The following is a 24,487-nucleotide window of genomic DNA, read 5'->3' on the forward strand; positions in this document are numbered from 1 at the left end:
TTTTCGAAGAGTATAAAATGAAAAAGGGTGGCGGGGATATATTATCCCTTGTCGCCACCACTTGTAAGTCCTGAAACAAAGTTCTTTTGTAGGAAGAAGAAGAGAATACAGATTGGAAGGGCGATGAGGATAGCACCTGCTGAGAAGTAGGCAATCTTCATGTTTTTCACATTGCTAACGAAGGTTTGGAGACCTACGGCAACAGTAAAGTATTCTTTCTCACGAAGCAAGAAACTAGAGAGGATGTAGTCCCCGAAAGGTCCCATGAAGGCCCAGAGAGCTTGTACGGCAACCATTGGGCGAACAAGTGGAAGAACAATTTGCCAGAAGCGGCGGAAGTGTCCTGCACCGTCTAGTTTTGCAGATTCGTCTAAAGACATTGGTACTGTATCGAAGTAGCCTTTCATGAGCCAAGCATTCATCGGGATACCACCACCAACGTAGAGGAAGATGAGGAACCAGCTGTGGTTAAGGGCGTTCAACATAAGCGCCATAACGAAGAAGGCTGTCAAAGCGGCCATGGTTGGCACCATTTGGATAATCAAGAAGAAGACCAAACTTTGTTTACGAGCCAAGAAGTTGTAACGGCTGTAAGCATAACCAGCAAGTACGATAATACTTGTTTGAACAGCCATGGTAATCAAGGCGATAATCAAAGTGTTGAGGTACCAAGTACCGTACAAGGTTTCAGTGAAGAGGCCTTTAAAGTTATCAAAATTGAGGTCGATGTTAGTATCTAGTTTAAAGGCTGAGACGTTACCTGCTTTAAAGGCTGACATGATGGTAATCAAAAGTGGATAGATAATGACAATTGATAGACCAATCAGGTAAAGGTAAGTAAGGGTTTGAGTCAGTCTACGTTTGAGTTTAATTGAGTTATTCATCTTAGACGTCCTCCATATCAAATGCGTGTAGTTTCTTGAATGCGATCATAGAGATTGAGATGACAATGATAGAGATAATCAAGGTAACAGCTGCCGCCATTGAGTATTGAGGAGATGTACCTGTTGTCAAACGGTAGATCCATGAGATCAAGATATCTGTTGAACCAGCTCCTCCACCGACACTACCAGGTCCTCCACCATTGAAGAGGTACATGATAGAGAAGTTGTTAAAGTTGAAGGTGTATTGGCTAATCAAAGTAGGTGCTGCAACAGCCAAGATCATTGGGAAAGTGATGTTGCGGAATTTTTGCCAAGCATTGGCACCGTCAATATAAGCTGCTTCGTAAAGGTCGTTAGGAATAGATTGTAAGATACCTAAAGTCAAAACGTAGATGTATGGGAATCCAAGCCAACCTTGCATCATAATCAAGGCAACCTTTGTCCAAGTAGGGTCTGTTTTCCAAGGGATAAGAGCCCCATCAAGGAATGGAAGGAATTTAGCAAAGATCGGCAAGACTTGAGTGTTGATAGCACCGACACTATCATTAAACATATTTGAGAATGTCAAGATAGTGATGAAGGCTGGGACAGCCCAAGGAAGAAGGAAAATAACACCGAAGATACGTTTTCCTTTGATAAATGGTTGGTTAGCAATGATAGCTGTGAAGATACCAATCACGATCTGCAAAGTTGAGGCAGATAAAGCCCAAATGATAGTCCAAGAAAGAACAGAACCGAAGGCAGAACGGAAGTACTCAAGCTCCAAATGTTTGTAAAGTTGGTCAAACCAACCCAGTCCAACAATTTGTTTGGTGGCAAGTGTTGGAAGTCGTAGTTGGTAAAGGCGATCATCAAGGTTACGATAACTGGGAAGATAATCGCAAAAGTCATTGCAATATAAGATGGAATGATCAAGAGGTAAGGGAAGCCATTTTCATAGATTCCTTTGACCATTTCTTTAAAGGTAAGTGCTACTGGAATACCATTATTAATGTGTTTGGCAGTTGTATGAGCATCTTTGATATTTGCGAAATAAAAGAGTACATAAACAACTACAAAGATTAAATGGAAGGCACCACGAATCAGCATAAAGAGGGAATTGTCACGACCTGGCTTGTCACCAAGAGTGATGAGATTGCTCAATTCAGGGGCTGCAAGTGCTAGGAAGTAGAGGACAAATACGATGGTTACACCAAGGAAGATAAAACCTTTGGCTTTTTGTTTATTGTAAATCTGTCCTAACCCAGGAATGATAGACAGCAGGGCTGCTTTACTAGGTTGTTGCTTTTCCATAATAACTCCTTTCATAGGATACTGGTTTCTACATAAAACCTAAACTATTTGTGTTTTTGTTGATAAATTCAAAGGGGGATTTGATTTCCACCCCCCTTGAACAAATTTTTTATTCACCAAATTTTTGTTTGATTGTTTCTTTGATCAATGTTACAGCATCGTTAGCTGCTGTTTTAGCATCTTTCTTACCGCTTACAGCTTCAAACAACATTGTTTTAGCTGGGTCCCAAACTGCTGACATTTGAGAGATGTTTGGCATTGGTTGAGCGTTCTTGAATTGTTTGATAACAGCTGTTGTCAACTCATCGTTTTTACCTTCAGCGTATGAACGAGCTTCAGTGTTAGCTGGGATTTCGTTAGTCTTATCGTAGAAGGCTTTTTGTTGTTCAGTTGAAACAAGGAAGTCTACAAATTTTTGAGCAGCTTCAAGGTTCTTAGTGCTTGATGGGATGATCCAAGCTTTACCACCACCAAATGCTGCGTAGTCTTTTCCGTTTGGAAGAGTTGGGATAGTTGCAACACCGTAGTTTACTTTAGCGTCTTTGAAGGCTTGAGCTTTCCAAGGTCCATCGATGATAGCAGCTGTTTTACCTTCTTGGAATTGAGTTTGGATTAGGTTTCCAGCTCCTTCCGTATCTTGCATACCTTTAGGCCATTTTTCATACCAAGTTTTAGCGTATTCTACACCTTTGATAGCGCCGTCGTTTGCAAGACCGATGTCTTTAGCGTCTTTACCGTTTTGTCCGAATACGTAACCGCCGTTACCAGCAAGAAGTCCGTATGCAAAGTAGAAGTTTGTCCAGTCAGCTAGGAAAGCAGAAGTTTTTCCATCTTCTCCAGCGAATGCGTATTTGCTATCTTTAGCAAGGTTTTCCAAGTCAGCAAATGTTTTTGGAGCTTCTTTTACCAAGTCTTTGTTGTAGTACATAACAAGTGACTCGATAACGGCAGGAGCACCGTAAACTTTACCGTCAGCAGCTGTTACAAGAGATTTAGTTTTATCATCTGTTTTAGCACCGTCGCTCAATTTCACTTCTGAAAGTTGTCCGTCAGTACCAAGGCTACCTACACGGTCGTATGGAGCCATCATAACGTCAGGAGCTTGACCTGATTGGTTGTCAAGAGAAAGTTTGTCAAGCCCACCCATTTGGTCACCAGATTTGATGTTAACTGTTGTTCCTGATTGTTCTTTATAAGCTTTAGCTACTGTTTCAGCATAAGCTTTGTATTGGTCCTCAACGTAAAGAGTGATTTCTTTCGCTTCAGATGAACCAGAATCAGCAGGTTTATCAGCAGTTTTGCTTCCGCAAGCTACCAAAAGCAAGCTAGCAAGTGTAGCAGTTCCAAGCACAGCAGCGCTCTTCATGAATTTAGATGACATAGTGTATTCCTCCTAAAGAATAACAAGTTTTATTGACAAGAAAAACGCAAACGTTTTCCTTTATGAGCTTAGTATAGCACAAATAGAAAACGGTTGCAAGTGTTTTTGTTAAAAATTTTAAAAAAATTTTAAGCTTGATTTGATAGCATGATTTTACTTTTTATATAGAAGGAAAGTGTGAAATAGATAAGAATACAGTATTTTTAATAAAAAATAGATGGAATCTGTCTAAAGAGGGAAATCAGGAGGGGCTATTTCCTTGTTTCTAATCCCTATCTATTTTCTATAGACCTTTGTGCCTCCTACATATAAATTAAAGTTTTTTTAAGGAGGTTTTGCACTTTGTAGACTGTTTCATGAGAGTCAAACTTTAGGATTAGATAGTTTCAAGTTATCTTTGCTAAAATGAGTTAGTCTCCTTAAAAATAATCAAAAAAGTTTTTTTAAAAACGCTTGCAATTATGCTTGAAAAGGAGTATACTTATAAGTAGCGCAAACGTTTGCGTCTGTTAAAATACGCAACGTTCCATTATTTTAACACATGAGGTGCTATTATGAAAAAACGTCAAAGTGGTGTGTTGATGCACATCTCTTCTCTCCCAGGAGCTTACGGAATCGGATCATTTGGTCAAAGTGCTTACGACTTCGTTGATTTCTTGGTTCGTACAAAACAACGTTACTGGCAAATCCTTCCATTAGGAACAACTAGTTACGGGGATTCTCCTTACCAATCTTTCTCAGCCTTCGCAGGAAACACTCATTTTATCGATTTAGATATCTTGGTGGAGCAAGGTTTGTTGGAAGTAAGTGACCTTGAAGGAGTTGACTTTGGTAGCGATGCGTCTGAAGTTGACTATGCTAAGATTTACTATGCACGTCGTCCTCTTTTAGAAAAAGCGGTGAAACGTTTCTTTGAAGTCGGAGATGTTAAAGATTTTGAGAAATTTGCTCAAGACAACCAATCATGGCTTGAGCTCTTTGCTGAGTATATGGCTATCAAAGAGCATTTTGACAATCTTGCTTGGACAGAATGGCCAGATGCAGATGCTCGTGCTCGTAAAGCTTCAGCACTTGAAAGCTACCGTGAGCAATTAGCAGACAAGTTGGTTTACCACCGTGTGACGCAATACTTCTTCTTCCAACAATGGTTGAAATTGAAAGCTTACGCAAACGACAACCACATCGAAATCGTTGGGGACATGCCAATCTACGTAGCGGAAGATTCAAGCGATATGTGGGCAAATCCACATCTCTTCAAGACAGATGTCAATGGTAAGGCTACTTGCATCGCCGGATGCCCACCAGATGAATTTTCTGCAACTGGTCAGCTTTGGGGTAACCCAATCTATGACTGGGAAGCAATGGACAAAGACGGCTACAAATGGTGGATTGAACGCTTGCGTGAAAGCTTCAAAATCTACGACATCGTTCGTATCGACCACTTCCGTGGTTTCGAATCTTACTGGGAAATCCCTGCTGGTTCTGATACAGCAGCACCTGGTGAGTGGGTGAAAGGTCCTGGCTACAAGCTTTTTGCAGCCGTTAAGGAAGAACTTGGTGAGCTAAACATCATTGCAGAAGACCTTGGTTTCATGACAGACGAAGTTATCGAATTACGTGAACGTACTGGCTTCCCAGGAATGAAGATTCTTCAATTTGCCTTCAACCCAGAAGACGAAAGCATCGATAGCCCACACTTGGCACCTGCTAACTCTGTTATGTACACAGGAACACACGATAACAATACGGTCCTTGGTTGGTACCGTAATGAGATCGACGATCCAACTCGTGAATACATGGCTCGCTACACGAACCGTAAAGAGTATGAAACAGTTCCACACGCTATGCTTCGCACAGTCTTTTCATCAGTTAGCTTCATGGCAATTGCAACTATGCAAGATTTGCTAGAATTGGATGAGACAGCTCGTATGAACTTCCCATCTACCCTTGGTGGAAACTGGTCTTGGCGTATGACTGAGGAACAATTGACACCAGCTGTCGAGGAAGGTTTGCTTGACTTGACAACAATCTATCGCCGAATCAATGAAAATTTGGTAGAATTAAAGAAATAATACAATATCAGGAGACACCTTAAACATGTTATCACTACAAGAATTTGTACAAAATCGTTACAATAAAACCATTGCAGAATGTAGCAATGAAGAGCTTTACCTTGCTCTTCTTAACTACAGCAAGCTTGCAAGTAGCCAAAAACCAGTTAACACTGGTAAAAAGAAAGTTTACTATATCTCAGCTGAGTTCTTGATTGGTAAACTCTTGTCAAACAACTTGATCAACCTTGGTCTTTACGACGATGTCAAAAAAGAACTTGCTGCTGCAGGTAAAGACTTGATCGAAGTCGAAGAAGTTGAATTGGAACCATCTCTTGGTAATGGTGGTTTGGGACGTTTGGCTGCCTGCTTTATCGACTCAATTGCGACTCTTGGCTTGAACGGTGATGGTGTTGGTCTTAACTACCACTTTGGTCTTTTCCAACAAGTTCTTAAAAACAACCAACAAGAAACAATTCCAAATGCATGGTTGACAGAGCAAAACTGGTTGGTTCGCTCAAGCCGTAGCTACCAAGTACCATTTGCAGACTTTACTTTGACATCAACTCTTTATGATATTGATGTTCCTGGTTACAAGACAGAAACGAAGAACCGCTTGCGTTTGTTTGACTTGGATTCAGTTGATTCTTCTATTATTAAAGACGGTATCAGCTTTGACAAGACAGACATCGCTCGCAACTTGACTCTCTTCCTTTACCCAGATGATAGTGACCGTCAAGGTGAATTGCTCCGTATCTTCCAACAATACTTCATGGTTTCAAACGGTGCGCAATTGATCATCGACGAAGCAATCGAAAAAGGAAGCAACTTGCATGACCTTGCTGACTACGCAGTTGTCCAAATCAACGACACTCACCCATCAATGGTTATCCCTGAATTGATCCGTCTTTTGACTGCACGTGGTATCGAGCTTGACGAAGCAATCTCAATCGTTCGTAGCATGACTGCCTACACTAACCACACAATACTTGCTGAAGCCCTTGAAAAATGGCCTCTTGAATTCTTGCAAGAAGTGGTTCCTCACTTGGTACCAATCATCGAAGAATTGGACCGTCGCGTGAAAGCAGAATACAAAGATCCAGCTGTTCAAATTATCGATGAGAGCGGACGTGTTCACATGGCTCACATGGATATCCACTACGGATACAGCGTTAACGGAGTAGCAGCACTTCACACTGAAATCTTGAAGAACTCTGAGTTGAAAGCCTTCTATGACCTTTACCCAGAAAAATTCAACAACAAAACAAACGGTATCACTTTCCGTCGTTGGCTCATGCATGCTAACCCAAGCTTGTCTCACTACTTGGATGAGATTCTTGGAGATGGTTGGCACCATGAAGCTGATGAGCTTGAAAAACTCTTGTCTTATGAAGACAAAGCAGCTGTCAAAGAAAAATTGGAAAGCATCAAGGCTCACAACAAACGTAAATTGGCTCGTCACTTGAAAGAACACCAAGGTGTAGAAATCAATCCAAACTCTATCTTTGATATCCAAATCAAACGTCTTCACGAGTACAAACGCCAACAAATGAACGCTTTGTACGTGATCCACAAATACCTTGACATCAAAGCTGGCAACATCCCTGCTCGTCCAATCACAATCTTCTTTGGTGGTAAAGCAGCTCCAGCCTATACAATCGCTCAAGACATCATCCACTTAATCCTTTGCATGTCAGAAGTTATTGCTAACGATCCAGCAGTAGCTCCACACTTGCAAGTAGTTATGGTTGAAAACTACAACGTTACTGCAGCAAGCTTCCTTATCCCAGCATGTGATATCTCAGAACAAATTTCACTTGCTTCTAAAGAAGCTTCAGGTACTGGTAACATGAAATTCATGTTGAACGGAGCTTTGACTCTTGGTACTATGGACGGCGCTAACGTGGAAATCGCTGAGTTGGTTGGAGACGAAAATATCTACATCTTTGGTGAAGATTCAGAAACTGTTATCGACCTTTACGCAAAAGCAGCTTACAAATCAAGCGAATTCTACGCTCGTAAAGCTATCAAACCATTGGTTGACTTCATCGTTAGCGATGCAGTTCTTGCAGCTGGAAATAAAGAGCGCTTGGAACGTCTTTACAATGAATTGATCAACAAAGACTGGTTCATGACTCTTCTTGACTTAGAAGATTACATCAAAGTGAAAGAGCAAATGTTGGCTGACTACGAAGACCGTGACGCATGGTTGGATAAAGTCATCGTTAACATTTCTAAAGCAGGGTTCTTCTCATCTGACCGTACAATTGCTCAGTATAACGAAGATATCTGGCACTTGAACTAAGATACAAATTTATACTAATACATTTTGTAAAAAAGCGAGTTTCGATTGAAATTCGCTTTTTTAATGATGTAGATTTGAGTCAATCTTGTCTTAAAAAGATAGAAATCATAGATACAGTGAAGGCTTTAAATACTGCTTTTTACTCTCTTTCAACCTCATACCCCTTGTATTCGATTACATAAAGTATTATAATATAATTGTAGGAAAGAAGGTGTTTTTATGTGGAAAAAATATTTTTCAAAATATAAATGGACGGATTTATTTTGGATTTTATTTATCATTTTGACCTGCCTCTTGGCGGGTAATGATACTCTTTTCCCTCTTACCCATCAAGAAATCTCTTATCATGGGTGCTTATTTGGAATTACACTTGCCTTATTTCACTTGCTATTTATTGATAAGTTTGTTATCTCGAATCGAAAATAAAGATTAGAACTATGCTTGACTGCCTACTTTTATGATTGATTTTGGAGGGAAGATTTTGTCTCTGTTATTTATTATTTTAAATTTGTTTATCTTGTACAAGATCTATTCTTTAAGGCGGGAAAAATCGAAATACTTGATTTATACGGCCTATATCATATTTGGGGTAAATGTACTATATGGTATTCAATGGTTATTAAAAGAACTGATTTCAAATATTTCCCCTTAATGTGTATGGAAACTCCAGTGATTTTTGCATAACAAAACGCATAAGATTAAGGTTTTTGAGTACTGATTCCCAAAAGTTAGACAATTAATTTATCCGAAGGATTTAGTTCTGTATTGCACAGGGCGAAGTCCTTTTAGTTTTACCTTAATTCGTTTATTGTTGTAGTAATCAATATAGTCTACAATAGCTTGTTCCAATTGCTTAAGCGACTGAAACGACTTCTCATAACCGTAAAATGTTTCCGATTTCAGAATCCCAAAGAAGGACTCCATCATACCATTGTCTGGGCTGTTACCCTTACGTGACATGGATGCTTGAATTCCCTTACCTTCAAGAAACTGATGATAAGAATCGTGTTGGTATTGCCAGTCTTGGTCACTATGGAGAATCGTATTCTCGTAGCGTTTATCTGTGAATGCCTGTTCCAACATTGTTTTTACTTGTTCTAAGTTGGGTGAAGTTGAAAGATTATAGGCGATAATTTCGCTATTAAAGCCATCTAAAACTGGTGATAAGTAAAGCTTTTGAGTACTTGCTGGAATGGCAAATTCTGTCACATCTGTGTAGCACTTTTCCATTGTTTTAGAGCCTTCAAATTGACGTTGAATGAGATTCTCTGCCTTCTTGCCAACATCTCCTTTATGAGAAGAATATTTTCGTTTCTGTCGCATTTTAGCTTGTAAATTGAGTACTTTCATCAAGCGTTGAACTCTTTTATGATTTACCAGATAACCACGATTTCTTAGTTCTAAATGAATCCGACGATAACCATAATTTCCCTTGTGTTCGATAAAAATGGATTGAATTTCAGCTTTAAGCTCTTGATTCTTATCTAGTTTGTCTAGCTGTTTCAAGTGATAGTAATAGGTCGAACGAGCTAGTTTAATGGCTTTTAGAAGAATATCTAACGAAAAATCAGTGATTAATTCTTGAACAATTTCTGTCTTTCTTCTTTCTCTTTTTCCTTCTTCAAGCGGAGTTCTCTCAACTTTTTTAGGACAGCATTCTCCGCTCTCAGGTACTCATTTTCTGCTTGAAGACGTTCTAATTCTGTCCTCTCTTCAGGTCCCATTTTAGGTACTCTCCCTTTTGTTTTCTCAACAATAGTATACCCGTTTTTCCTGTATTGTGCTAGCCAATTAAGAAGTATCGTACGACTTGGGAGACCGTATTCAAGAGAAACTCTATCTTTAGTCCAGCCTTCATGTATGACTTTATGAATCATTTCTTGTTTTAAATCAGGAGAATAGTAACGATTTTTCCCTTTTTTGACGAACTCTATTCCGTAACGATCAATCAATTTAATCATATACCTAAGATTAGAATTGTTTATCCCAAATTTATTTGAAAGCTTCTCTAAGCTATATCCTTGTTTTCTAAGTTCATAGATCTGAACTTTATCATCATAAGTTAATTTCATAATAAAAATACCCCAAAAATTAGATTTTTTCTGTCTAACTTTTGGGGTGCAGTTCATTCACTAAATTACCGTTTTTTATTTGAATTCTATTGCTATTAACTACCTAATACTACTACTACCAATATTACTAATATTAGTACTAATTACCCTGAGGCCATCGTTTATAAATTGACCCAAAACGTCAAATCCGTCATAAATTCCTTTATAAATAAAGAGTCCTAAAATTATAGATGAAATAATAATACTTGCACAAATAAAATATGTACGTTTTTTTTCATTCATAAGATCAATCCTCCTTTTTATTTGTATTCGCTTACATTTTATCATATAATGTTATTGTAGTCAAGAAAAATGTGCTATTATGTTAAAAAATATTTTTCAAAATATAAATGGACGGATTGATTTTTGGAGGAAGATTTTGTCTCTATTATTTATTATTTTAAATTTGTTTATCTTGTACAAGATCTATTCTTTGAGGCGGGAAAAATCGAAATACTTGATTTATACGGCCTATATCATATTTGGGGCAAATGTACTATATGGTATTCAATGGTTATTAAGAGAACTGATTTCAACTATTTCCCCTTAATGTGTATAGAAACTCCAGTGATTTTTGCATAACAAAACACATAAGATTAAGGTTTTTGAGTACCTGTTCTTATGCGTTTTTGTAATATTGAAGATTTTCGGTAAGTTTTCTACTTTTGCGAAGTCTAGTTTAGAATGCTTTTCCAACCAAAATCTCTGCTTCAATGGTAATCTCTGTCAGTTGGCTCCAGTCAATCTTGCTCTGGTCGATGTGAAAGAGGAGAGGGGTCATACTGAGTAGGGCTTGGAGTTGTTCTGCTGTGATAGTCTTAGTCAGAGAGACCGTTTGGTTAGATAGGATGGTAAAGTGTTCTTGGAAATGATTTTTAATATCTTGGTTAGAATAATCCTTGTTTGTCAGCTGGTCTTGTACCTTCTGACGGATTTCTTTGAGGTGATTTTCAGTTGGGATAACCTTTATCAAGATACCGTCTTTGGATAAAACGCGACGAAATTCTCCATAGTTGGCAGGTGAGAAGATATCAAGCAGAATATCCATGCTAGCGTTTTTTATTGGAAGTCGTGCCAAGTCGCCAACGAACCAATTGACTGCCCAGTTTGGTTCACTCTTGGCAGCGATTTGGACGGAATCTTTGGAAATGTCAAAGGCATAGAAGGTTTTTTCAGGGTGATTTTCTTGAAGTTTACGAGAATAAAATCCTTCGCCACAACCAATATCCAAGATTGTGGTGCTAGTTTCTGAATTTGCTAACAAGTCAGATACAGCCTCTAAGATAGCGTGGTAAAATCCAGCTTCTAGGATTTGTTGGCGGTTTTGAAAATTTTCCTTGTCGTAGTTAGCAGATTGCTTAATTTGAGGTGCCAGATTGACATAGCCAAATTTAGCCAAGTCAAAAGAATGACGGTTGCAGCACTTGAGACTAGTCTCTACCAGAGTCAGATTTTCTTGGCAGATAGGGCAGGCAAAGGCAGTCGCAGAAGCAAAACGCTGGAGTTTAGGTTTGAGATTTGTATTCATAGTTTAAGTGTATCAAAAGAGGCAAATGAAAGCAACTTTAGGATGATTTGTAATAAAATTAAATAGTAGTATAATTACTTTTCAAAGTGCCAAAATTAAATTGCTTTTATATCTAAATTGTTATATAATAATAGCTAGGAGGAAATAAGTATGTTAAAAGAAGTATTGACCGTCGCAAAAGTTGCGAAAAAATCATCACTCTTTTTAGGTGGTGTTGCATTTGGTACCCTTGGTTTGAAAATCTTGGCAAGTAAGGAAGCTAAAAAAGGTTATTCTAAAGCTTTGGCTAAGGCTTACAAGTTGAAAGACGAGCTAGATGCATCTGTTTCTGTTGTGAAGCAACATGGAGACGATGTCTTGCAAGATGCCAAATATTTGTACGAGCAAGAGAAAAAAGAAGAGCAATTAGATAGCCTTATAGGAGAATAATATGTCTTTTAAAGTGCTACATAGAGGATACCAACATATCCGACTATCATCTTCTTTTTCACTCACCTTGGATATTCAAGACTATCTTCGTTCCTTGGCGAGAGATGAAAAGGGGATTGAGTCTATCCAGTTTTACATGGATCAACAGCACTTTACTCTACGTATAAAAGAAGGCTTTTCTGTATTAGATAATGCAGAAGCCTTTTTAAAAAGAATTGACAAAGGGAAAGTTTCTGAGTTGATGACTCTTCCCATTCGTAGAGAAGAGAGTGCTTATTCTATTGTTTCAGGTGCAGCGATTAAGCGTGTGCTTTTTCGTAGTTTTGTGCCGTATCCTATTCGCTATATATGGACTTGTTATCAGGCTTTTGGCTATATTAGAGAAGCCTATCAAACACTAGCGCGTAAGGAACTAACGATGGAAGTCTTGGACTGTTCGGCGATTTTATTGTCCTTGTTTATGAACCAATCCAAGACAGCTAGTAATATCATGTTTATGCTTGATTTGGGGAATCATTTAGATCAGTGGTCCTTGAAAAAAACTGCAACAGATTTAGAACAGAGTCTTCTTGCAAAAGAGAGCGACGTATTCCTAGTACAGGGCGATACGGTTGTTAGTATCAAGAGTTCTGATGTTCAAATAGGAGATGTCTTGGTCCTATCTCAAGGAAATGAAATTCTGTTTGATGGACAAGTAGTTTCAGGTTTAGGTATGGTCAACGAAAGTTCCTTGACAGGAGAGAGTTTTCCAGTTGAAAAAAGAGAGTCTGATTTGGTTTGTGCAAATACAGTATTAGAAACTGGAGAGTTACGCATTCGTGTAACCGATAATCAGATGAACAGCCGGATTTTACAGCTGATTGAGTTGATGAAGAAATCTGAAGAAAACAAGAAAACGAAACAACGCTATTTCATCAAGATGGCGGACAAGGTCGTCAAATATAATTTCTTGGGGGCTGGGCTGACTTACCTATTAACAGGTTCTTTTTCTAAGGCTATTTCTTTCCTATTGGTCGATTTCTCCTGCGCTTTGAAAATCTCTACTCCTGTAGCTTATTTGACAGCTATCAAGGAGGGGTTGAACCGTGAAATGGTGATTAAGGATGGGGATGTTTTGGAGAAATATCTGGAAGTTGATACTTTCTTGTTTGATAAGACGGGAACAATCACAACTAGCTATCCGATAGTTGAAAAGGTGTTACCTTTTGGGGACTATAGTGAGGAAGATATTCTCAGAATCAGTGCCTGTCTTGAGGAACACATTTATCATCCTATCGCTAATGCCATCGTCAAGCAAGCCGAGATAGAGGGAATTGAACATGAGGAAATGCATGGGAAACTCCAATATATCGCAAGCAAGGGGATTAAATCTCATATAGATGGGGAACCAGTTCTTATTGGGAATTATGTTTTGATGCAGGATGAGCAAATTCATATCAGTTCAGAACAAAATGCTTTAATTGAAGAGTACAAGAGTCACTACAATCTCTTATTCTTAGCCTACCAGAATGAATTGATTGGAATGTTCTGCATTCATACTCCTTTGAGAAAAGAAGCAAAAGCAGCCTTGGAGAAACTTAAGGCACAAGGGAAAAAATTGATTCTGGCAACAGGGGACACCTTGGTTAGAACAGAGGAATTAGTTAAAGATTTGCCCTTTGATCAGGTCTATACAGACTTGAAACCTGATGGGAAATTTGAGTTAGTAGAGGAACTGCAGAAAGCAGGTCATACTATTTTGATGGTTGGAGATGGATTGAATGACTCAGCTGCTCTAACCCTATCAGATATCGGTGTGGTGATGAATGAGAGCGCAGATATTTCTAAGCAGATGAGTGATATCTTATTGTTAGATAATCGTTTGGATTTCTTCCAAGAGTTGGATTGGCTATCATCATCTTTGCAAACACTCATCAAGAAGAATATTCAAGATACCGTTGTCGTAAATAGTAGTTTGATTGGCTTTGGCTTGTTTAATTGGCTCAGTCCTTCAAATCTCTCTATCTTACATAATCTAACAACCTTGCGCATAGTCCTGCGTAGCCTGTCTATTAAGGGATAGGTGGGGACTATTCACAGCAAAAAGGAGTTACCTTTCTCGAGGGTAACTCCTTTGTTTATAGATAAATGTTGAATAGTTTAGTAAGTCAATACAAAGTATTTTTTCTTACCGCGACGGATAACAGTCAGTTCATTCTCCAACTTATCTGCGTCAGTCAAGACATAGTCAAGGTCTTGGATGCGGTCGCCGTTGACGTAGATAGCACCGTTTTGAACGTCTTCACGGGCTTGGCGTTTTGAGTTAACTACACCAGATGAGACGAGCAGTTCCACGATATTGTGGTTTTCGTCTGCTTGTACTTGGTAGTTTGGCACACCACGAAGTCCTTGTTTGAGCTCTTTAACAGAAAGGTTTTTGATGTTTCCTGCAAAGAGCTGCTCAGTGATGTTGAGGGCTTCTTTGTAAGCTTCTTCGCCGTGAACAAGTGTAACGACTTCACGAGCCAAGATTTTTTGAGCCAAGCGTTCGTGTGGAGCTGCTTCAAATTGTTTACGGATGTTTTCAATCTCATCAAGTGACAAGAAAGTAAAGATCTTCAAGAAGCGAACAGCGTCTGCGTCCATAACGTTCATCCAGAATTGGTACATTTCGTATGGAGAAGTCTTTTCAGGATTGAGCCAGACTGCGTTTCCTTCTGATTTACCAAATTTCTTACCAGTTGCATCTGTGATAAGCGGTACTGTGATTACGTGGCCAGTCTTGTCAGCTTTACGACGAAGCAATTCGGTACCAGCTGTCATATTTCCCCACTGGTCAGAACCACCGATTTGAAGCGTTACGTTGTGGTCTTGGTTAAGAACGAAGAAGTCGTAACCTTGCATGATTTGGTAAGCGAACTCAGTGTAAGAAATTCCTGTTTCAATTCGTTTTTTCACAGATTCCTTGCTCATCATGTAGTTGACAGTGAAGTATTTTCCGATATCACGGAGGAAGTCAATGAAGCTGATGCTGCCAAACCAGTCGTAGTTGTTGACCATGACAGCCTTGTTTTCGCCATTTTCAAAATCAAGAAAACGAGAAAGTTGTCCTTGGATAGACTTGACCCAGCCATCTACTGTGTCTTTTGTTTGGAGACTACGTTCAGCATCTTTGAAGGACGGATCTCCGATGAGACCAGTAGCACCGCCAACGAGCGCATAAGGTTTGTGACCTGCTAGTTGCAAGCGACGACTTGTCAAGATTGCGACAAGGTGGCCTAGGTGAAGGCTGTCAGCAGTTGGATCGTAGCCAGTATAATAAGAAACTTGACCTTCTTCTAGGGCTTTACGCAAAGCTTCTTCATCAGTCGTTTGAAAAATCAAACCACGCTCTTTTAGCTCATCAAAAATGTGCATGTGTCTTTTCTCCTTTTTAAAATTATTGTTTCTACCTATTGTATCATAAACTCGGGCAATAGCCTAGCAGAATAGGGAAGAAAGTGGCTATTTTATTGAAAGTTTCCCTTTTATGGTATAATAGATAGAGTGAGGAAATCCATGCAAAATCAATTAAATGAATTAAAACGAAAAATGCTGGAATTTTTCCAGCAAAAACAAAAAAATAAAAAATCAGCTAGACCTGGCAAGAAAGGTTCAAGTACCAAAAAATCTAAAACCTTAGATAAGTCAGCCGTTTTTCCAGCTATTTTACTAAGTATAAAAGCCTTATTTAACTTACTCTTTGTGCTTGGTTTTATAGGAGGAATGTTGGGAGCCGGGATTGCTTTGGGGTACGGAGTGGCCTTATTTGACAAGGTTCGGGTGCCTCAGACAGAAGAATTGGTGAATCAGGTCAAGGACATCTCTTCTATTTCAGAGATTACCTATTCGGACGGGACGGTGATTGCTTCCATAGAGAGTGATTTGTTGCGCACTTCTATCTCATCTGAGCAAATTTCGGAAAATCTGAAGAAGGCTATCATTGCGACGGAAGATGAACACTTTAAAGAACATAAGGGTGTAGTGCCCAAGGCGGTGATTCGTGCGACCTTGGGGAAATTTGTAGGTTTGGGTTCCTCTAGTGGGGGTTCAACCTTGACCCAGCAACTGATTAAACAGCAGGTGGTTGGGGATGCGCCGACCTTGGCTCGTAAGGCGACAGAGATTGTGGATGCTCTTGCCTTGGAACGTGCCATGAATAAGGATGAGATTTTAACGACCTATCTCAATGTGGCTCCCTTTGGCCGAAATAATAAGGGGCAGAATATTGCAGGAGCTCAGCAGGCAGCTGAGGGGATTTTCGGTGTAGATGCCAGTCAGTTGACGGTTCCTCAAGCAGCATTTTTAGCAGGACTTCCACAGAGTCCCATTACCTACTCTCCTTATGAAAATACTGGGGAGTTGAAGAGTGATGAAGACCTAGAAATTGGCTTAAGACGGGCTAAGGCAGTTCTTTACAGTATGTATCGTACAGGTGCCTTAAGCAAGGACGAGTATTCTCAATATAAGGATTACAATCTTAAACAGGACTTTCTCCCTTCAGCTACAGTCACAGGTGTATCACGAGGCTATTTATACTTTACAGCCTTGGCAGAAGCTCAGGAACGTATGTATGATTATCTAGCTCAGAGAGACAATGTCTCCGCTAAGGAGTTGAAAAATGAGGCAACTCAGAAATTCTATCGCGATTTGGCGGCCAAGGAAATTGAAAATGGTGGTTATAAGATTACTACTACCATAGACCAGAAAATTCATTCTGCCATGCAAACTGCGGTTGCTGACTATGGCTATCTTTTAGACGATGGAACAGGTCGTGTAGAAGTAGGGAATGTCCTGATGGACAACCAAACAGGTGCTATTCTAGGCTTTGTAGGTGGTCGCAATTATCAAGAAAATCAAAACAATCATGCCTTTGATACCAAGCGCTCACCAGCTTCTACTACCAAGCCTTTGCTTGCCTACGGGATTGCTATTGACCAGGGCTTGATGGGAAGCGAAACGATTCTGTCTAACTATCCAACAAACTTTGCCAATGGCAACCCGATTATGTATGCTAATAGCAAGGGGACTGGAATGATGACCTTGGGAGAAGCCTTGAACTATTCATGGAATATCCCGGCTTACTGGACCTATCGTATGCTCCGTGAAAAGGGTGTTGATGTCAAAGGTTATATGGAAAAGATGGGTTACGAGATTCCTGAGTACGGCATTGAGAGCCTGCCAATGGGTGGTGGTATTGAAGTCACAGTTGCCCAGCATACCAATGGCTATCAGACCCTAGCAAATAATGGTCTATATCATAAAAAACATGTGATTTCTAAAATTGAAGCAGCAGATGGTAGAGTGGTGTATGAGTATCAGGATAAACCGGTTCAAGTCTATTCAAAAGCTACTGCGACAATTATGCAGGGCTTGTTGCGAGAAGTTCTATCCTCTCGTGTGACAACAACCTTCAAGACGAATCTGACTTCTTTAAATCCTACTCTGGCTAATGCAGATTGGATTGGGAAGACTGGTACAACCAACCAAGACGAAAATATGTGGCTCATGCTTTCGACACCTAGATTAACCCTAGGTGGCTGGATTGGGCATGATGATAATCATTCACTGTCACGTAGAGCAGGTTATTCCAATAACTCTAATTACATGGCTCATCTGGTAAATGCGATTCAGCAAGCCTCCCCAAGCATTTGGGGGAACGAGCGCTTCGCTTTAGATCCTAGTGTCGTAAAATCCGAAGTCTTAAAATCAACAGGTCAAAAACCAGGGAAGGTTTCTGTTGAAGGAAAAGAGGTAGATGTTACAGGTTCGACTGTTACCAGCTATTGGGCTAATAAGGCAGGAGCGCCAACGACCAGTTATCGCTTTGCTATTGGCGGAAGTGATGCGGATTATCAAAATGCTTGGTCTAGTATTGTGGGGAGTCTACCAACTCCATCAAGCTCCAGCAGTTCAAGTAGTAGTTCTAGCGACAGTAGTAACTCAAGTACTACACGACCTTCTTCTTCAAGGGCGAGACGATAAGTTCTATAAACTGTGCTAAATGAAGTGGCTAATCAATGGATTGCCACTTTTTTCTTTTTCCCTTTCGTGTTACAATAAAAGTATGAATCAGTATCAGAAAAAGATTGTTAAAGGGACCATTTATTCGCTTCTATCCGGCTTAATCTGGGGAATCTGTGGAATTTTAGGAGAGTATTTCTTTACTCATTATCAGGTGTCTTCGGGCTGGATTACCTCTATGCGTTTAACACTGGCAGGGAGTCTGGTGCTCATTTGGTCTGCAGTGCAATTAAAATCGCAAGTGCTAGATATTTGGCGAGATAAGAAAAATTACCTGCCCTTTTTAGCCTATGCTATTTTGGGGATTTTTTCAGTTCAGTATTTTTTCTATCTCTGTGTAGAACACTCAAATGCAGCGACAGCGACTATTTTACAGTTTATTAGTCCTGTCTTTATCCTCTTTTACAATCGCTTGGTTTATCAAAAACGAGCGTCAAAAAGCGCTATTTTTTATGTTTTGGTTGCCATGTTGGGTGTTTGCCTGATGGCGACAAAGGGAGATCTCTCTCAGTTATCCATGACGCCACTAGCCCTTATAACAGGTCTGCTGAGTGCCATGGGTGTTATGTTTAATGTTATCTTACCTCAACCTTTTGCTAAGCGCTATGGTTTTGTTCCCACGGTTGGGTGGGGGATGATTTTGGCGGGTTTATTTAGCAATGTTCTCTCGCCAGTGCATCAGCTTTCCTTTACTCTTGATATTTGGAGTATCTTGATTTGCCTCATTATCGCTTTCTTTGGGACGGCTTTTGCCTTTTTTATTTCCATGAAGGCTGTGTCCTTGGTTTCTCCCTTGGTGGTTTCCGTTATCAGTGCCAGTGAACCTCTCTCTTCTGCTCTCTTGAGTGTTTTATTTTTAGGATTGGTAGTGGATTGGTCACTTCTTCTAGCTATGGCCTTGATTATTTTTCCTATGATATTTTTGTCTATAGAAGAAGCGAAAGAAAGTAGATAAAAAGTCTTTTCTTAATTCTAAAAGTGTGCTATACTAGAATAGTCAATAAAACACGGGGAGATAGTTGTGAAGAGTGTTTTTAGGTTGTATCGGTGGAGGCTTGCTTTTACCGACAGCACGTTTTATCTCACATCCCTAAAAAATCATACCTAAAAACAGACAAAAAGGCTTCAAATTTGAGGCCTTTTTTGGTAGAATAGTTATCATTATAAAGAATGAGAGGTCTTTTATGACTGCTACAAAAATGAATGCTCAAGAAATTATCCAATTTATCGCCAATGCTGAAAAGAAAACCAGTGTTAAAGTAACCTTTGAAGGACAACTTGCAACTGCTGTACCAAGCTCTGTTGTCAAATTAGGGAATGTCCTATTTGGAGACTGGAAGGACGTGGCTCCGCTTCTAGATGGTTTGGTAGAAAATCAAGACTATGTTGTTGAGCAAGACGCTCGTAATTCTGCAGTTCCTTTGCTAGATAAACGTGCTATCAATGCTCGTATCGAGCCAGGTGCTATTATCCGTGACCAGGTTGAAATTGGTGACAATGCTGTTATCATGATGGGAGCGGTTATCAATATCGGTGCTGAAATTGGTGCAGGAACTATGATTGACATGGGGGCTATCCTTGGTGGCCGTGCCATCGTTGGGAAAAACAGCCACGTTGGTGCAGGTGCAGTTTTGGCAGGTGTGATTGAGCCAGCTAGCGCAGAACCAGTCCGCGTTGGAGACAATGTTCTTATCGGTGCCAACGCAGTGGTCATCGAAGGGGTCCAAATCGGTAGTGGTTCAGTTGTCGCAGCAGGAGCTATTGTTACCCAAGATGTCCCAGAAAACGTGGTGGTAGCAGGTGTTCCAGCTCGTATTATCAAAGAGATTGATGCCCAAACCCAACAAAAAACAGCGCTAGAAGATGCGCTTCGTACCTTATAATTGTAAAAGAAAAATAGAGGCGGAACCCTTCTTCCAGCCTCTTTCTGCTATATCGGAGGATAGATAGATGTTAGATTTGATTCAGACTAGACGAGATTTGCACCAAATTCCAGAGATTGGCTTGGAGGAGTTCAAGACTCATGCTTATTTGCTAGATGTGATTGAGAAATTGACTGCGGGCAAGAATTTTGTTCAAGTTCGTACTTGGCGGACAGGGATTTTGGTTTATTTGCAGGGAAGTCAGCCAGAGCGGACCATTGGTTGGAGAACAGATATTGATGGCCTGCCTATCGTCGAACAAACAGGCCTTCCTTTCGCTTCCCAGCACCAAGGTCGTATGCACGCTTGTGGCCATGATTTCCACATGACTATTGCTTTGGGCTGTCTTGAGCGAGCCCTTGAGGAGCAACCAAAGAACAATCTGCTCTTTCTGTTTCAACCTGCTGAAGAAAATGAAGCTGGTGGCATGCTCATGTATGAAGATGGCGCTTTTGGAGACTGGTTGCCAGACCAGTTTTATGGCCTCCATGTTCGACCAGATTTGAAAGTCGGCCAGATTGCGACCAATACTCATACACTCTTTGCAGGAACTTGCGAGGTGAAGATCTGTTTCAAAGGCAAAGGTGGCCACGCAGCCTTTCCACATGAAGCCAATGACGCCTTGGTGGCCGCTAGTTACTTTGTGACCCAGGTGCAGTCAGTTGTCAGCCGCAATGTCAACCCAATCGAGGGAGCGGTGGTGACCTTTGGAGTTTTCCAAGCTGGAACAACCAACAATGTTATCACAGATACAGCCTTTTTGCATGGAACTATTCGGGCTTTGACACAGGATATGAGTCTCTTGGTGCAAAAGCGGGTCAAAACAGTTGCAGAAGGAGTTGCAGCTGCCTTCAATATGGAAGTCGAAGTGGAACTCAAGCAAGGTGGATACCTACCTGTTGAGAACAATCCAGCCTTGGCGCGTGAACTGATGGACTTCTTTGAAGAGAAAGACGGAATCGAGTTGATTGATATCGAACCTGCTATGACAGGTGAAGACTTTGGTTATCTCCTTTCAAAAGTTGATGGGGTTATGTTCTGGCTAGGTATCGATAGTCCCTACGCTCTTCATCACCCTCAAATGAGTCCCAAGGAAGAGGCTTTAGCTATTGGGGTGGATGCGGTCTCTAGTTTCCTGAAAAAGAAGGCAGCAGAGTAGAGGTTTTGTCTATGAAATCGGAATTACGCAAGCAAGTCTTGCACGAAATGAAGGCTATCCCCCGAGAGCAAAAACAGGCTATGGATCAAGCTTTAACCGAGCGACTTTTACAACACCCCTTTTACCAAGAAGCCAAGGTCATCGCAACCTACCTCTCTTTTCCTCATGAGTTTCAAACGCAGGGATTGATTGAGCAGGCGTTGAAGGATGAGAAGAGGGTTCTGATACCCAAAACCTATCCCAAGGGGCGCATGGACTTTGTGGTCTATGATTCGCAACAACTGGTCAAAACTTCCTTTGGCTTACTGGAACCACAGGGAAATTTGGAAGTGGTGGATGCCTCTCAGATTGATTTGATTCATGTTCCGGGGCTGGTTTTTACGACGGAAGCATATCGGATTGGCTATGGTGGAGGTTATTATGACCGCTATCTGAAACATTTTTCTGGTCATACTATGAGTACGGTTTATCCTTGTCAAATTCGGGACTTTAGCCCTGAAAATCATGATATTCCTGTTCAGGAGGTACTGATTGATGAAAGAAATCTTTGATAGGCGTTACCCTGTGACTAGTTTCTTTCTCTTAGTGACGGCCTTGGTATTTCTACTAATGTTGGTGACCACAGGAGGAAACTTTTATAGGGCAGATACCCTATTTCGATTTGGAGCCATGTACGGGCCTGCCATTCGTCTCTTTCCAGAGCAGATTTGGCGTCTCTTCTCTGCCATTTTTGTTCATATTGGTTGGGAGCATTTCATTGTTAATATGCTTTCGCTCTATTATCTTGGTAGGCAAGTAGAGGAGATTTTCGGATCCAAGAAGTTTTGCTTTCTCTATCTCTTATCAGGAATGATGGGCAATCTATTTGTTTTTGAGTTTAGTCCAAAATCCTTAGCAGCAGGAGCTTCTACTTCTCTCTATGGGCTATTTGCTGCGATTATTGTTCTTCGCTATGCAACTCGCAACCCCTATATCCAGCAGTTGGGGCAATCCTATCTGACACTTTTCGTGATTAACATTATTGGAAGTGTTCTGATTCCCGGAATCAGCCTAGCAGGCCATATCGGGGGAGCAGTTGGTGGAGCATTTCTAGCAATTATCTTTCCAGTTCGAGGAGAAAGATGGAAGTATCGTACTAGCCAGAGGTTAGGAGCGTTAGTCTTGTTCGTAGGACTCGCAGTCTTACTTCTCTACAAGGGAATGGGAATGTGAAGAAGTTGGAAGACAATTTGTGTAATGAAAAAAGATAAGGAATTTTTCGAACCTTATCTTTTTATGTTATTCCTTCTCAGCCAATTCTTTTCCAAGTTGGATGAGGTAATCTTTCAAGTCATCTTTGACTTGTGGGTGCTTGAGGGCGTAGTCAATAGATGTTTTCATAAAGCCGAATTTATCTCCAACGTCGTAACGAGCTCCTATAAATTCACGAGCAAAAACACGCTGAGTTTTATTGAGAGTATCTATAGCATCGGTAAGCTGGATTTCATTTCCAGCACCAGGAGCTTGCTTTTCGAGGATATCAAAAATTTCTGGTGTCAGAAGATAGCGACCGATAATTGCTAAATCACTTGGTGCATCTTCGGGAGCTGGTTTTTCAACGAAAGTTTCAACGCTATAGAGACCATTAATCCCTTCACCTTGAGGAGCGATAACTCCATATGATGAAACGTCTTCGTGTGGTACGGGCATGACAGCAATGGTTGATGCGTGTGTCTTTTCGTAATCATTCATCAGTTGTTTTGTCAAAGGAACGGCATTCTCGTCTGTGATGTCCATAAGGTCATCACCCAGCATAACAACGAAGGGTTCATTCCCCACAAAAGCTTTGGCTTGTAAGACAGCGTCTCCAAGACCACGAGGGTGAGTTTGGCGAATGAAATGGAGGCGCATACCAGTTGCTTCATCTACCAATTTTAACAAATCCGTTTTGCCTTTTTCTTTGAGGTTGTACTCAAGCTCAAAGTTTGAATCAAAGTGGTCCTCAATAGAACGTTTTGATTTACCAGTGACAACCAGAATATCTTCGATACCTGATTTAAGAGCCTCTTCTACGATAAACTGGATAGTTGGTTTATCTACAATTGGCAACATTTCTTTAGCAAGTGCTTTGGTTGCTGGTAAAAATCGAGTTCCTAGTCCAGCGGCAGGAATGACTGCTTTTCTAACTTTCAGTGCCATAAGAATCCTTTCTTTAGAGGGTTAAGACCACTCATTTTCTGCTTTAAATTCATTGTTCATGATATCATAAATGGCATCTTTGATATTGGTTCCGTTGTAAATAACTTGGTAAATGGCCTGCGTAATGGGCATATAAACTCCAAGTTCTTGCGCTAGTTCATAGGCTGCTCGAGTCGTTGAAATTCCTTCGATTACCATGCCCATATTGGCTTCGATATCAGCTAGGGATTCTCCACGACCAAGAGCATCTCCGGCTCTCCAGTTACGAGAGTGGATGGAGGTTCCCGTTACGATCAAGTCTCCTACACCAGACAAGCCACTATAGGTCAGTGGATTAGCCCCGAGTGCTACCCCTAGGCGGGTGATTTCTGCCAAGCCTCGAGCGATGATGGCTGCCTTGGCATTGTCACCAAATCCCAAACCATGTAAAGCTCCAGCGCCGACAGCAATAATATTTTTAAGAGCGCCAGCAGTTTCGACCCCGATAACATCCGTATTGGTATAAAGTCGGAAGTAGTGATTACTAAAGAGCTCTTGAACGTATTGAGCTGTGTGTAAATCTTTAGAAGCAGCAGTGATTAAAGTCAGGTCACGCACAATGGTCTCTTCTGCATGGCTAGGTCCTGAAACAACGACAATATCACTGCGGAGATGTTCAGGAATTTCTTCTTCAAGGATGGTTGATAATCGTTTATGGCTATCGGGTTCTAATCCCTTTGATGCGTGCATGATGATAGCCTTATGGTCTAAGGTTTTTGCAACTTGTTGGGCAACAAGTCGTGTCACTTTTGTTGGGACAACAAACAAAATCGCATCTACATCTTTTAATGCCTCTGCTAAGTCGGTGTAGGCAATGATATTTTCGTCTAGAACGACATCTTTAAAGTAGTGCTTGTTAGTATGATAGGTATTAATTTCATTGATTTGTTCGGGAATGTTTCCCCAAATACGTACCTCGTGTCCATTGTCATTTAAGACTTGTGAAAGGGCAGTTCCCCAAGAACCAGGCCCCAAGACGGCGACGGTTTGTTTTTCCATGATTTCCTCCTTAATAGAGTCCTTTCCCTTATTCTATCATATTTTAGAGGATTTTGCACTTGCATTGCTGGGGGAGTGGTGGCTTTGTTACTTGAAAAATATACAAAAACCGAGACGAAGTATTAAACTTTCAGTCTCGGTTTTGATATTATGTGACTATTAGTCT

The 24,487-nt window shown here is 40.6% G+C and carries 19 protein-coding genes and 1 pseudogene; 11 read left to right on the forward strand and 9 right to left on the reverse strand.

Annotated elements, in window-relative coordinates; genetic code table 11:
- Positions 1–41: 41 nt before the first annotated feature.
- The 3 genes and pseudogenes from HT725_RS09955 to HT725_RS09965 form a co-directional block, all read right to left on the reverse strand.
- The gene (locus HT725_RS09955; protein WP_004236955.1) at positions 42–884 is read right to left on the reverse strand and encodes a sugar ABC transporter permease; all 843 of its coding nucleotides are present in this window, start codon (positions 882–884) and stop codon (positions 42–44) included.
- A gap of 1 nt (position 885) precedes the next feature.
- Positions 886–2,177: pseudogene (locus tag HT725_RS09960) on the reverse strand (ABC transporter permease subunit).
- Positions 2,178–2,286: 109 nt separating this feature from the next.
- Positions 2,287–3,558: an extracellular solute-binding protein gene (locus HT725_RS09965; protein WP_000095466.1), complete on the reverse strand. Its 1,272-nt coding sequence runs from the start codon at positions 3,556–3,558 to the stop codon at positions 2,287–2,289.
- 554 nt (positions 3,559–4,112) lie between these two features.
- On the opposite strand from HT725_RS09965, the gene malQ reads away from it, so the two are divergent.
- The 3 genes from malQ (at position 4,113) to HT725_RS10360 (ending at position 8,340) form a co-directional block, all read left to right on the forward strand.
- The gene (gene malQ / locus HT725_RS09970; RefSeq protein ID WP_173253540.1) at positions 4,113–5,630 is read left to right on the forward strand and encodes a 4-alpha-glucanotransferase; all 1,518 of its coding nucleotides are present in this window, start codon (positions 4,113–4,115) and stop codon (positions 5,628–5,630) included.
- A gap of 25 nt (positions 5,631–5,655) precedes the next feature.
- Complete coding sequence (gene glgP, locus HT725_RS09975; protein ID WP_000950149.1) at positions 5,656–7,914, forward strand: glycogen/starch/alpha-glucan family phosphorylase; 2,259 nt, start codon at positions 5,656–5,658, stop codon at positions 7,912–7,914.
- Positions 7,915–8,133: 219 nt separating this feature from the next.
- Positions 8,134–8,340, forward strand: coding sequence for a hypothetical protein (locus tag HT725_RS10360; protein ID WP_240148998.1), 207 nt, complete (start codon positions 8,134–8,136; stop codon positions 8,338–8,340).
- A gap of 315 nt (positions 8,341–8,655) precedes the next feature.
- Here the strand turns inward: HT725_RS10360 and HT725_RS09980 are convergent.
- The 3 genes from HT725_RS09980 to HT725_RS09990 form a co-directional block, all read right to left on the reverse strand.
- Positions 8,656–9,986 (reverse strand): IS3 family transposase gene (locus HT725_RS09980; protein ID WP_173253541.1). Its coding sequence is split into 2 segments (ribosomal slippage): positions 8,656–9,563 and positions 9,563–9,986, totalling 1,332 coding nucleotides; the frame shifts between segments, so codons are not numbered across the junction.
- A 99-nt stretch (positions 9,987–10,085) separates the two neighbouring features.
- Positions 10,086–10,268 (reverse strand): hypothetical protein, encoded by a 183-nt coding sequence (locus tag HT725_RS09985; protein WP_050967325.1) that lies wholly within the window; start codon positions 10,266–10,268, stop codon positions 10,086–10,088.
- Positions 10,269–10,704: 436 nt separating this feature from the next.
- Entirely contained in the window at positions 10,705–11,553 is an 849-nt protein-coding gene (locus HT725_RS09990; RefSeq protein WP_173253542.1) for a putative RNA methyltransferase, read from the reverse strand.
- Between the two features lie 150 nt (positions 11,554–11,703).
- Here HT725_RS09990 and HT725_RS09995 point away from each other — a divergent pair, with 150 nt between their 5' ends.
- On the forward strand, positions 11,704–11,982 hold the full coding sequence (locus tag HT725_RS09995) for a DUF6110 family protein (protein ID WP_000910909.1): 279 nt from the start codon (positions 11,704–11,706) through the stop codon (positions 11,980–11,982).
- Position 11,983: 1 nt separating this feature from the next.
- Complete coding sequence (locus HT725_RS10000) at positions 11,984–14,044, forward strand: heavy metal translocating P-type ATPase (protein WP_173253543.1); 2,061 nt, start codon at positions 11,984–11,986, stop codon at positions 14,042–14,044.
- A 77-nt stretch (positions 14,045–14,121) separates the two neighbouring features.
- On the opposite strand, the gene tyrS is transcribed toward HT725_RS10000, so the two are convergent.
- Positions 14,122–15,378 carry a tyrosine--tRNA ligase gene (tyrS, locus tag HT725_RS10005; protein WP_173253544.1) on the reverse strand — a complete coding sequence of 419 codons (1,257 nt, stop codon included), beginning with the start codon at positions 15,376–15,378 and terminating at the stop codon, positions 14,122–14,124.
- 141 nt (positions 15,379–15,519) lie between these two features.
- Here tyrS and pbp1b point away from each other — a divergent pair, with 141 nt between their 5' ends.
- From pbp1b to HT725_RS10035, 6 genes are all read left to right on the forward strand, one after another.
- Positions 15,520–17,985 carry a penicillin-binding protein PBP1B gene (gene pbp1b / locus HT725_RS10010; RefSeq protein WP_173253545.1) on the forward strand — a complete coding sequence of 822 codons (2,466 nt, stop codon included), beginning with the start codon at positions 15,520–15,522 and terminating at the stop codon, positions 17,983–17,985.
- Between the two features lie 82 nt (positions 17,986–18,067).
- Complete coding sequence (locus tag HT725_RS10015; RefSeq protein WP_173253546.1) at positions 18,068–18,979, forward strand: DMT family transporter; 912 nt, start codon at positions 18,068–18,070, stop codon at positions 18,977–18,979.
- A 229-nt stretch (positions 18,980–19,208) separates the two neighbouring features.
- On the forward strand, positions 19,209–19,907 hold the full coding sequence (gene dapD / locus HT725_RS10020; protein WP_000127460.1) for a 2,3,4,5-tetrahydropyridine-2,6-dicarboxylate N-acetyltransferase: 699 nt from the start codon (positions 19,209–19,211) through the stop codon (positions 19,905–19,907).
- A gap of 67 nt (positions 19,908–19,974) precedes the next feature.
- Positions 19,975–21,105 (forward strand): N-acetyldiaminopimelate deacetylase, encoded by a 1,131-nt coding sequence (locus tag HT725_RS10025; RefSeq protein WP_173253547.1) that lies wholly within the window; start codon positions 19,975–19,977, stop codon positions 21,103–21,105.
- 11 nt (positions 21,106–21,116) lie between these two features.
- A complete protein-coding gene (locus tag HT725_RS10030; RefSeq protein ID WP_173253548.1) occupies positions 21,117–21,656 on the forward strand; it encodes a 5-formyltetrahydrofolate cyclo-ligase in 540 nt (179 codons plus the stop codon).
- On the forward strand, positions 21,640–22,317 hold the full coding sequence (locus tag HT725_RS10035; protein ID WP_173253549.1) for a rhomboid family intramembrane serine protease: 678 nt from the start codon (positions 21,640–21,642) through the stop codon (positions 22,315–22,317). Before HT725_RS10030 ends, HT725_RS10035 begins: the two co-directional genes overlap by 17 nt.
- A gap of 66 nt (positions 22,318–22,383) precedes the next feature.
- Here the strand turns inward: HT725_RS10035 and galU are convergent, their stop codons facing one another.
- On the reverse strand, positions 22,384–23,283 hold the full coding sequence (galU, locus tag HT725_RS10040; protein ID WP_173253550.1) for a UTP--glucose-1-phosphate uridylyltransferase GalU: 900 nt from the start codon (positions 23,281–23,283) through the stop codon (positions 22,384–22,386).
- A gap of 21 nt (positions 23,284–23,304) precedes the next feature.
- Positions 23,305–24,321 carry an NAD(P)H-dependent glycerol-3-phosphate dehydrogenase gene (locus HT725_RS10045; RefSeq protein WP_173218867.1) on the reverse strand — a complete coding sequence of 339 codons (1,017 nt, stop codon included), beginning with the start codon at positions 24,319–24,321 and terminating at the stop codon, positions 23,305–23,307.
- Between the last annotated feature and the right edge of the window lie 166 nt (positions 24,322–24,487).

The organism is Streptococcus sp. 2579, from assembly GCF_013277195.1.
In the GTDB taxonomy this organism is placed as follows: domain Bacteria; phylum Bacillota; class Bacilli; order Lactobacillales; family Streptococcaceae; genus Streptococcus.

Bases quoted from the DNA above. Each gene is read 5' to 3' on its own strand.
- HT725_RS09955 (WP_004236955.1), bottom strand. From the start codon at position 884: ATGAATAACTCAATTAAACTCAAACGTAGACTGACTCAAACCCTTACT.
- HT725_RS09965 (WP_000095466.1), bottom strand. From the start codon at position 3,558: ATGTCATCTAAATTCATGAAGAGCGCTGCTGTGCTTGGAACTGCTACA.
- malQ (WP_173253540.1), top strand. From the start codon at position 4,113: ATGAAAAAACGTCAAAGTGGTGTGTTGATGCACATCTCTTCTCTCCCA.
- glgP (WP_000950149.1), top strand. From the start codon at position 5,656: ATGTTATCACTACAAGAATTTGTACAAAATCGTTACAATAAAACCATT.
- HT725_RS10360 (WP_240148998.1), top strand. From the start codon at position 8,134: ATGTGGAAAAAATATTTTTCAAAATATAAATGGACGGATTTATTTTGG.
- HT725_RS09985 (WP_050967325.1), bottom strand. From the start codon at position 10,268: ATGAATGAAAAAAAACGTACATATTTTATTTGTGCAAGTATTATTATT.
- HT725_RS09990 (WP_173253542.1), bottom strand. From the start codon at position 11,553: ATGAATACAAATCTCAAACCTAAACTCCAGCGTTTTGCTTCTGCGACT.
- HT725_RS09995 (WP_000910909.1), top strand. From the start codon at position 11,704: ATGTTAAAAGAAGTATTGACCGTCGCAAAAGTTGCGAAAAAATCATCA.
- HT725_RS10000 (WP_173253543.1), top strand. From the start codon at position 11,984: ATGTCTTTTAAAGTGCTACATAGAGGATACCAACATATCCGACTATCA.
- tyrS (WP_173253544.1), bottom strand. From the start codon at position 15,378: ATGCACATTTTTGATGAGCTAAAAGAGCGTGGTTTGATTTTTCAAACG.
- pbp1b (WP_173253545.1), top strand. From the start codon at position 15,520: ATGCAAAATCAATTAAATGAATTAAAACGAAAAATGCTGGAATTTTTC.
- HT725_RS10015 (WP_173253546.1), top strand. From the start codon at position 18,068: ATGAATCAGTATCAGAAAAAGATTGTTAAAGGGACCATTTATTCGCTT.
- dapD (WP_000127460.1), top strand. From the start codon at position 19,209: ATGACTGCTACAAAAATGAATGCTCAAGAAATTATCCAATTTATCGCC.
- HT725_RS10025 (WP_173253547.1), top strand. From the start codon at position 19,975: ATGTTAGATTTGATTCAGACTAGACGAGATTTGCACCAAATTCCAGAG.
- HT725_RS10030 (WP_173253548.1), top strand. From the start codon at position 21,117: ATGAAATCGGAATTACGCAAGCAAGTCTTGCACGAAATGAAGGCTATC.
- HT725_RS10035 (WP_173253549.1), top strand. From the start codon at position 21,640: ATGAAAGAAATCTTTGATAGGCGTTACCCTGTGACTAGTTTCTTTCTC.
- galU (WP_173253550.1), bottom strand. From the start codon at position 23,283: ATGGCACTGAAAGTTAGAAAAGCAGTCATTCCTGCCGCTGGACTAGGA.
- HT725_RS10045 (WP_173218867.1), bottom strand. From the start codon at position 24,321: ATGGAAAAACAAACCGTCGCCGTCTTGGGGCCTGGTTCTTGGGGAACT.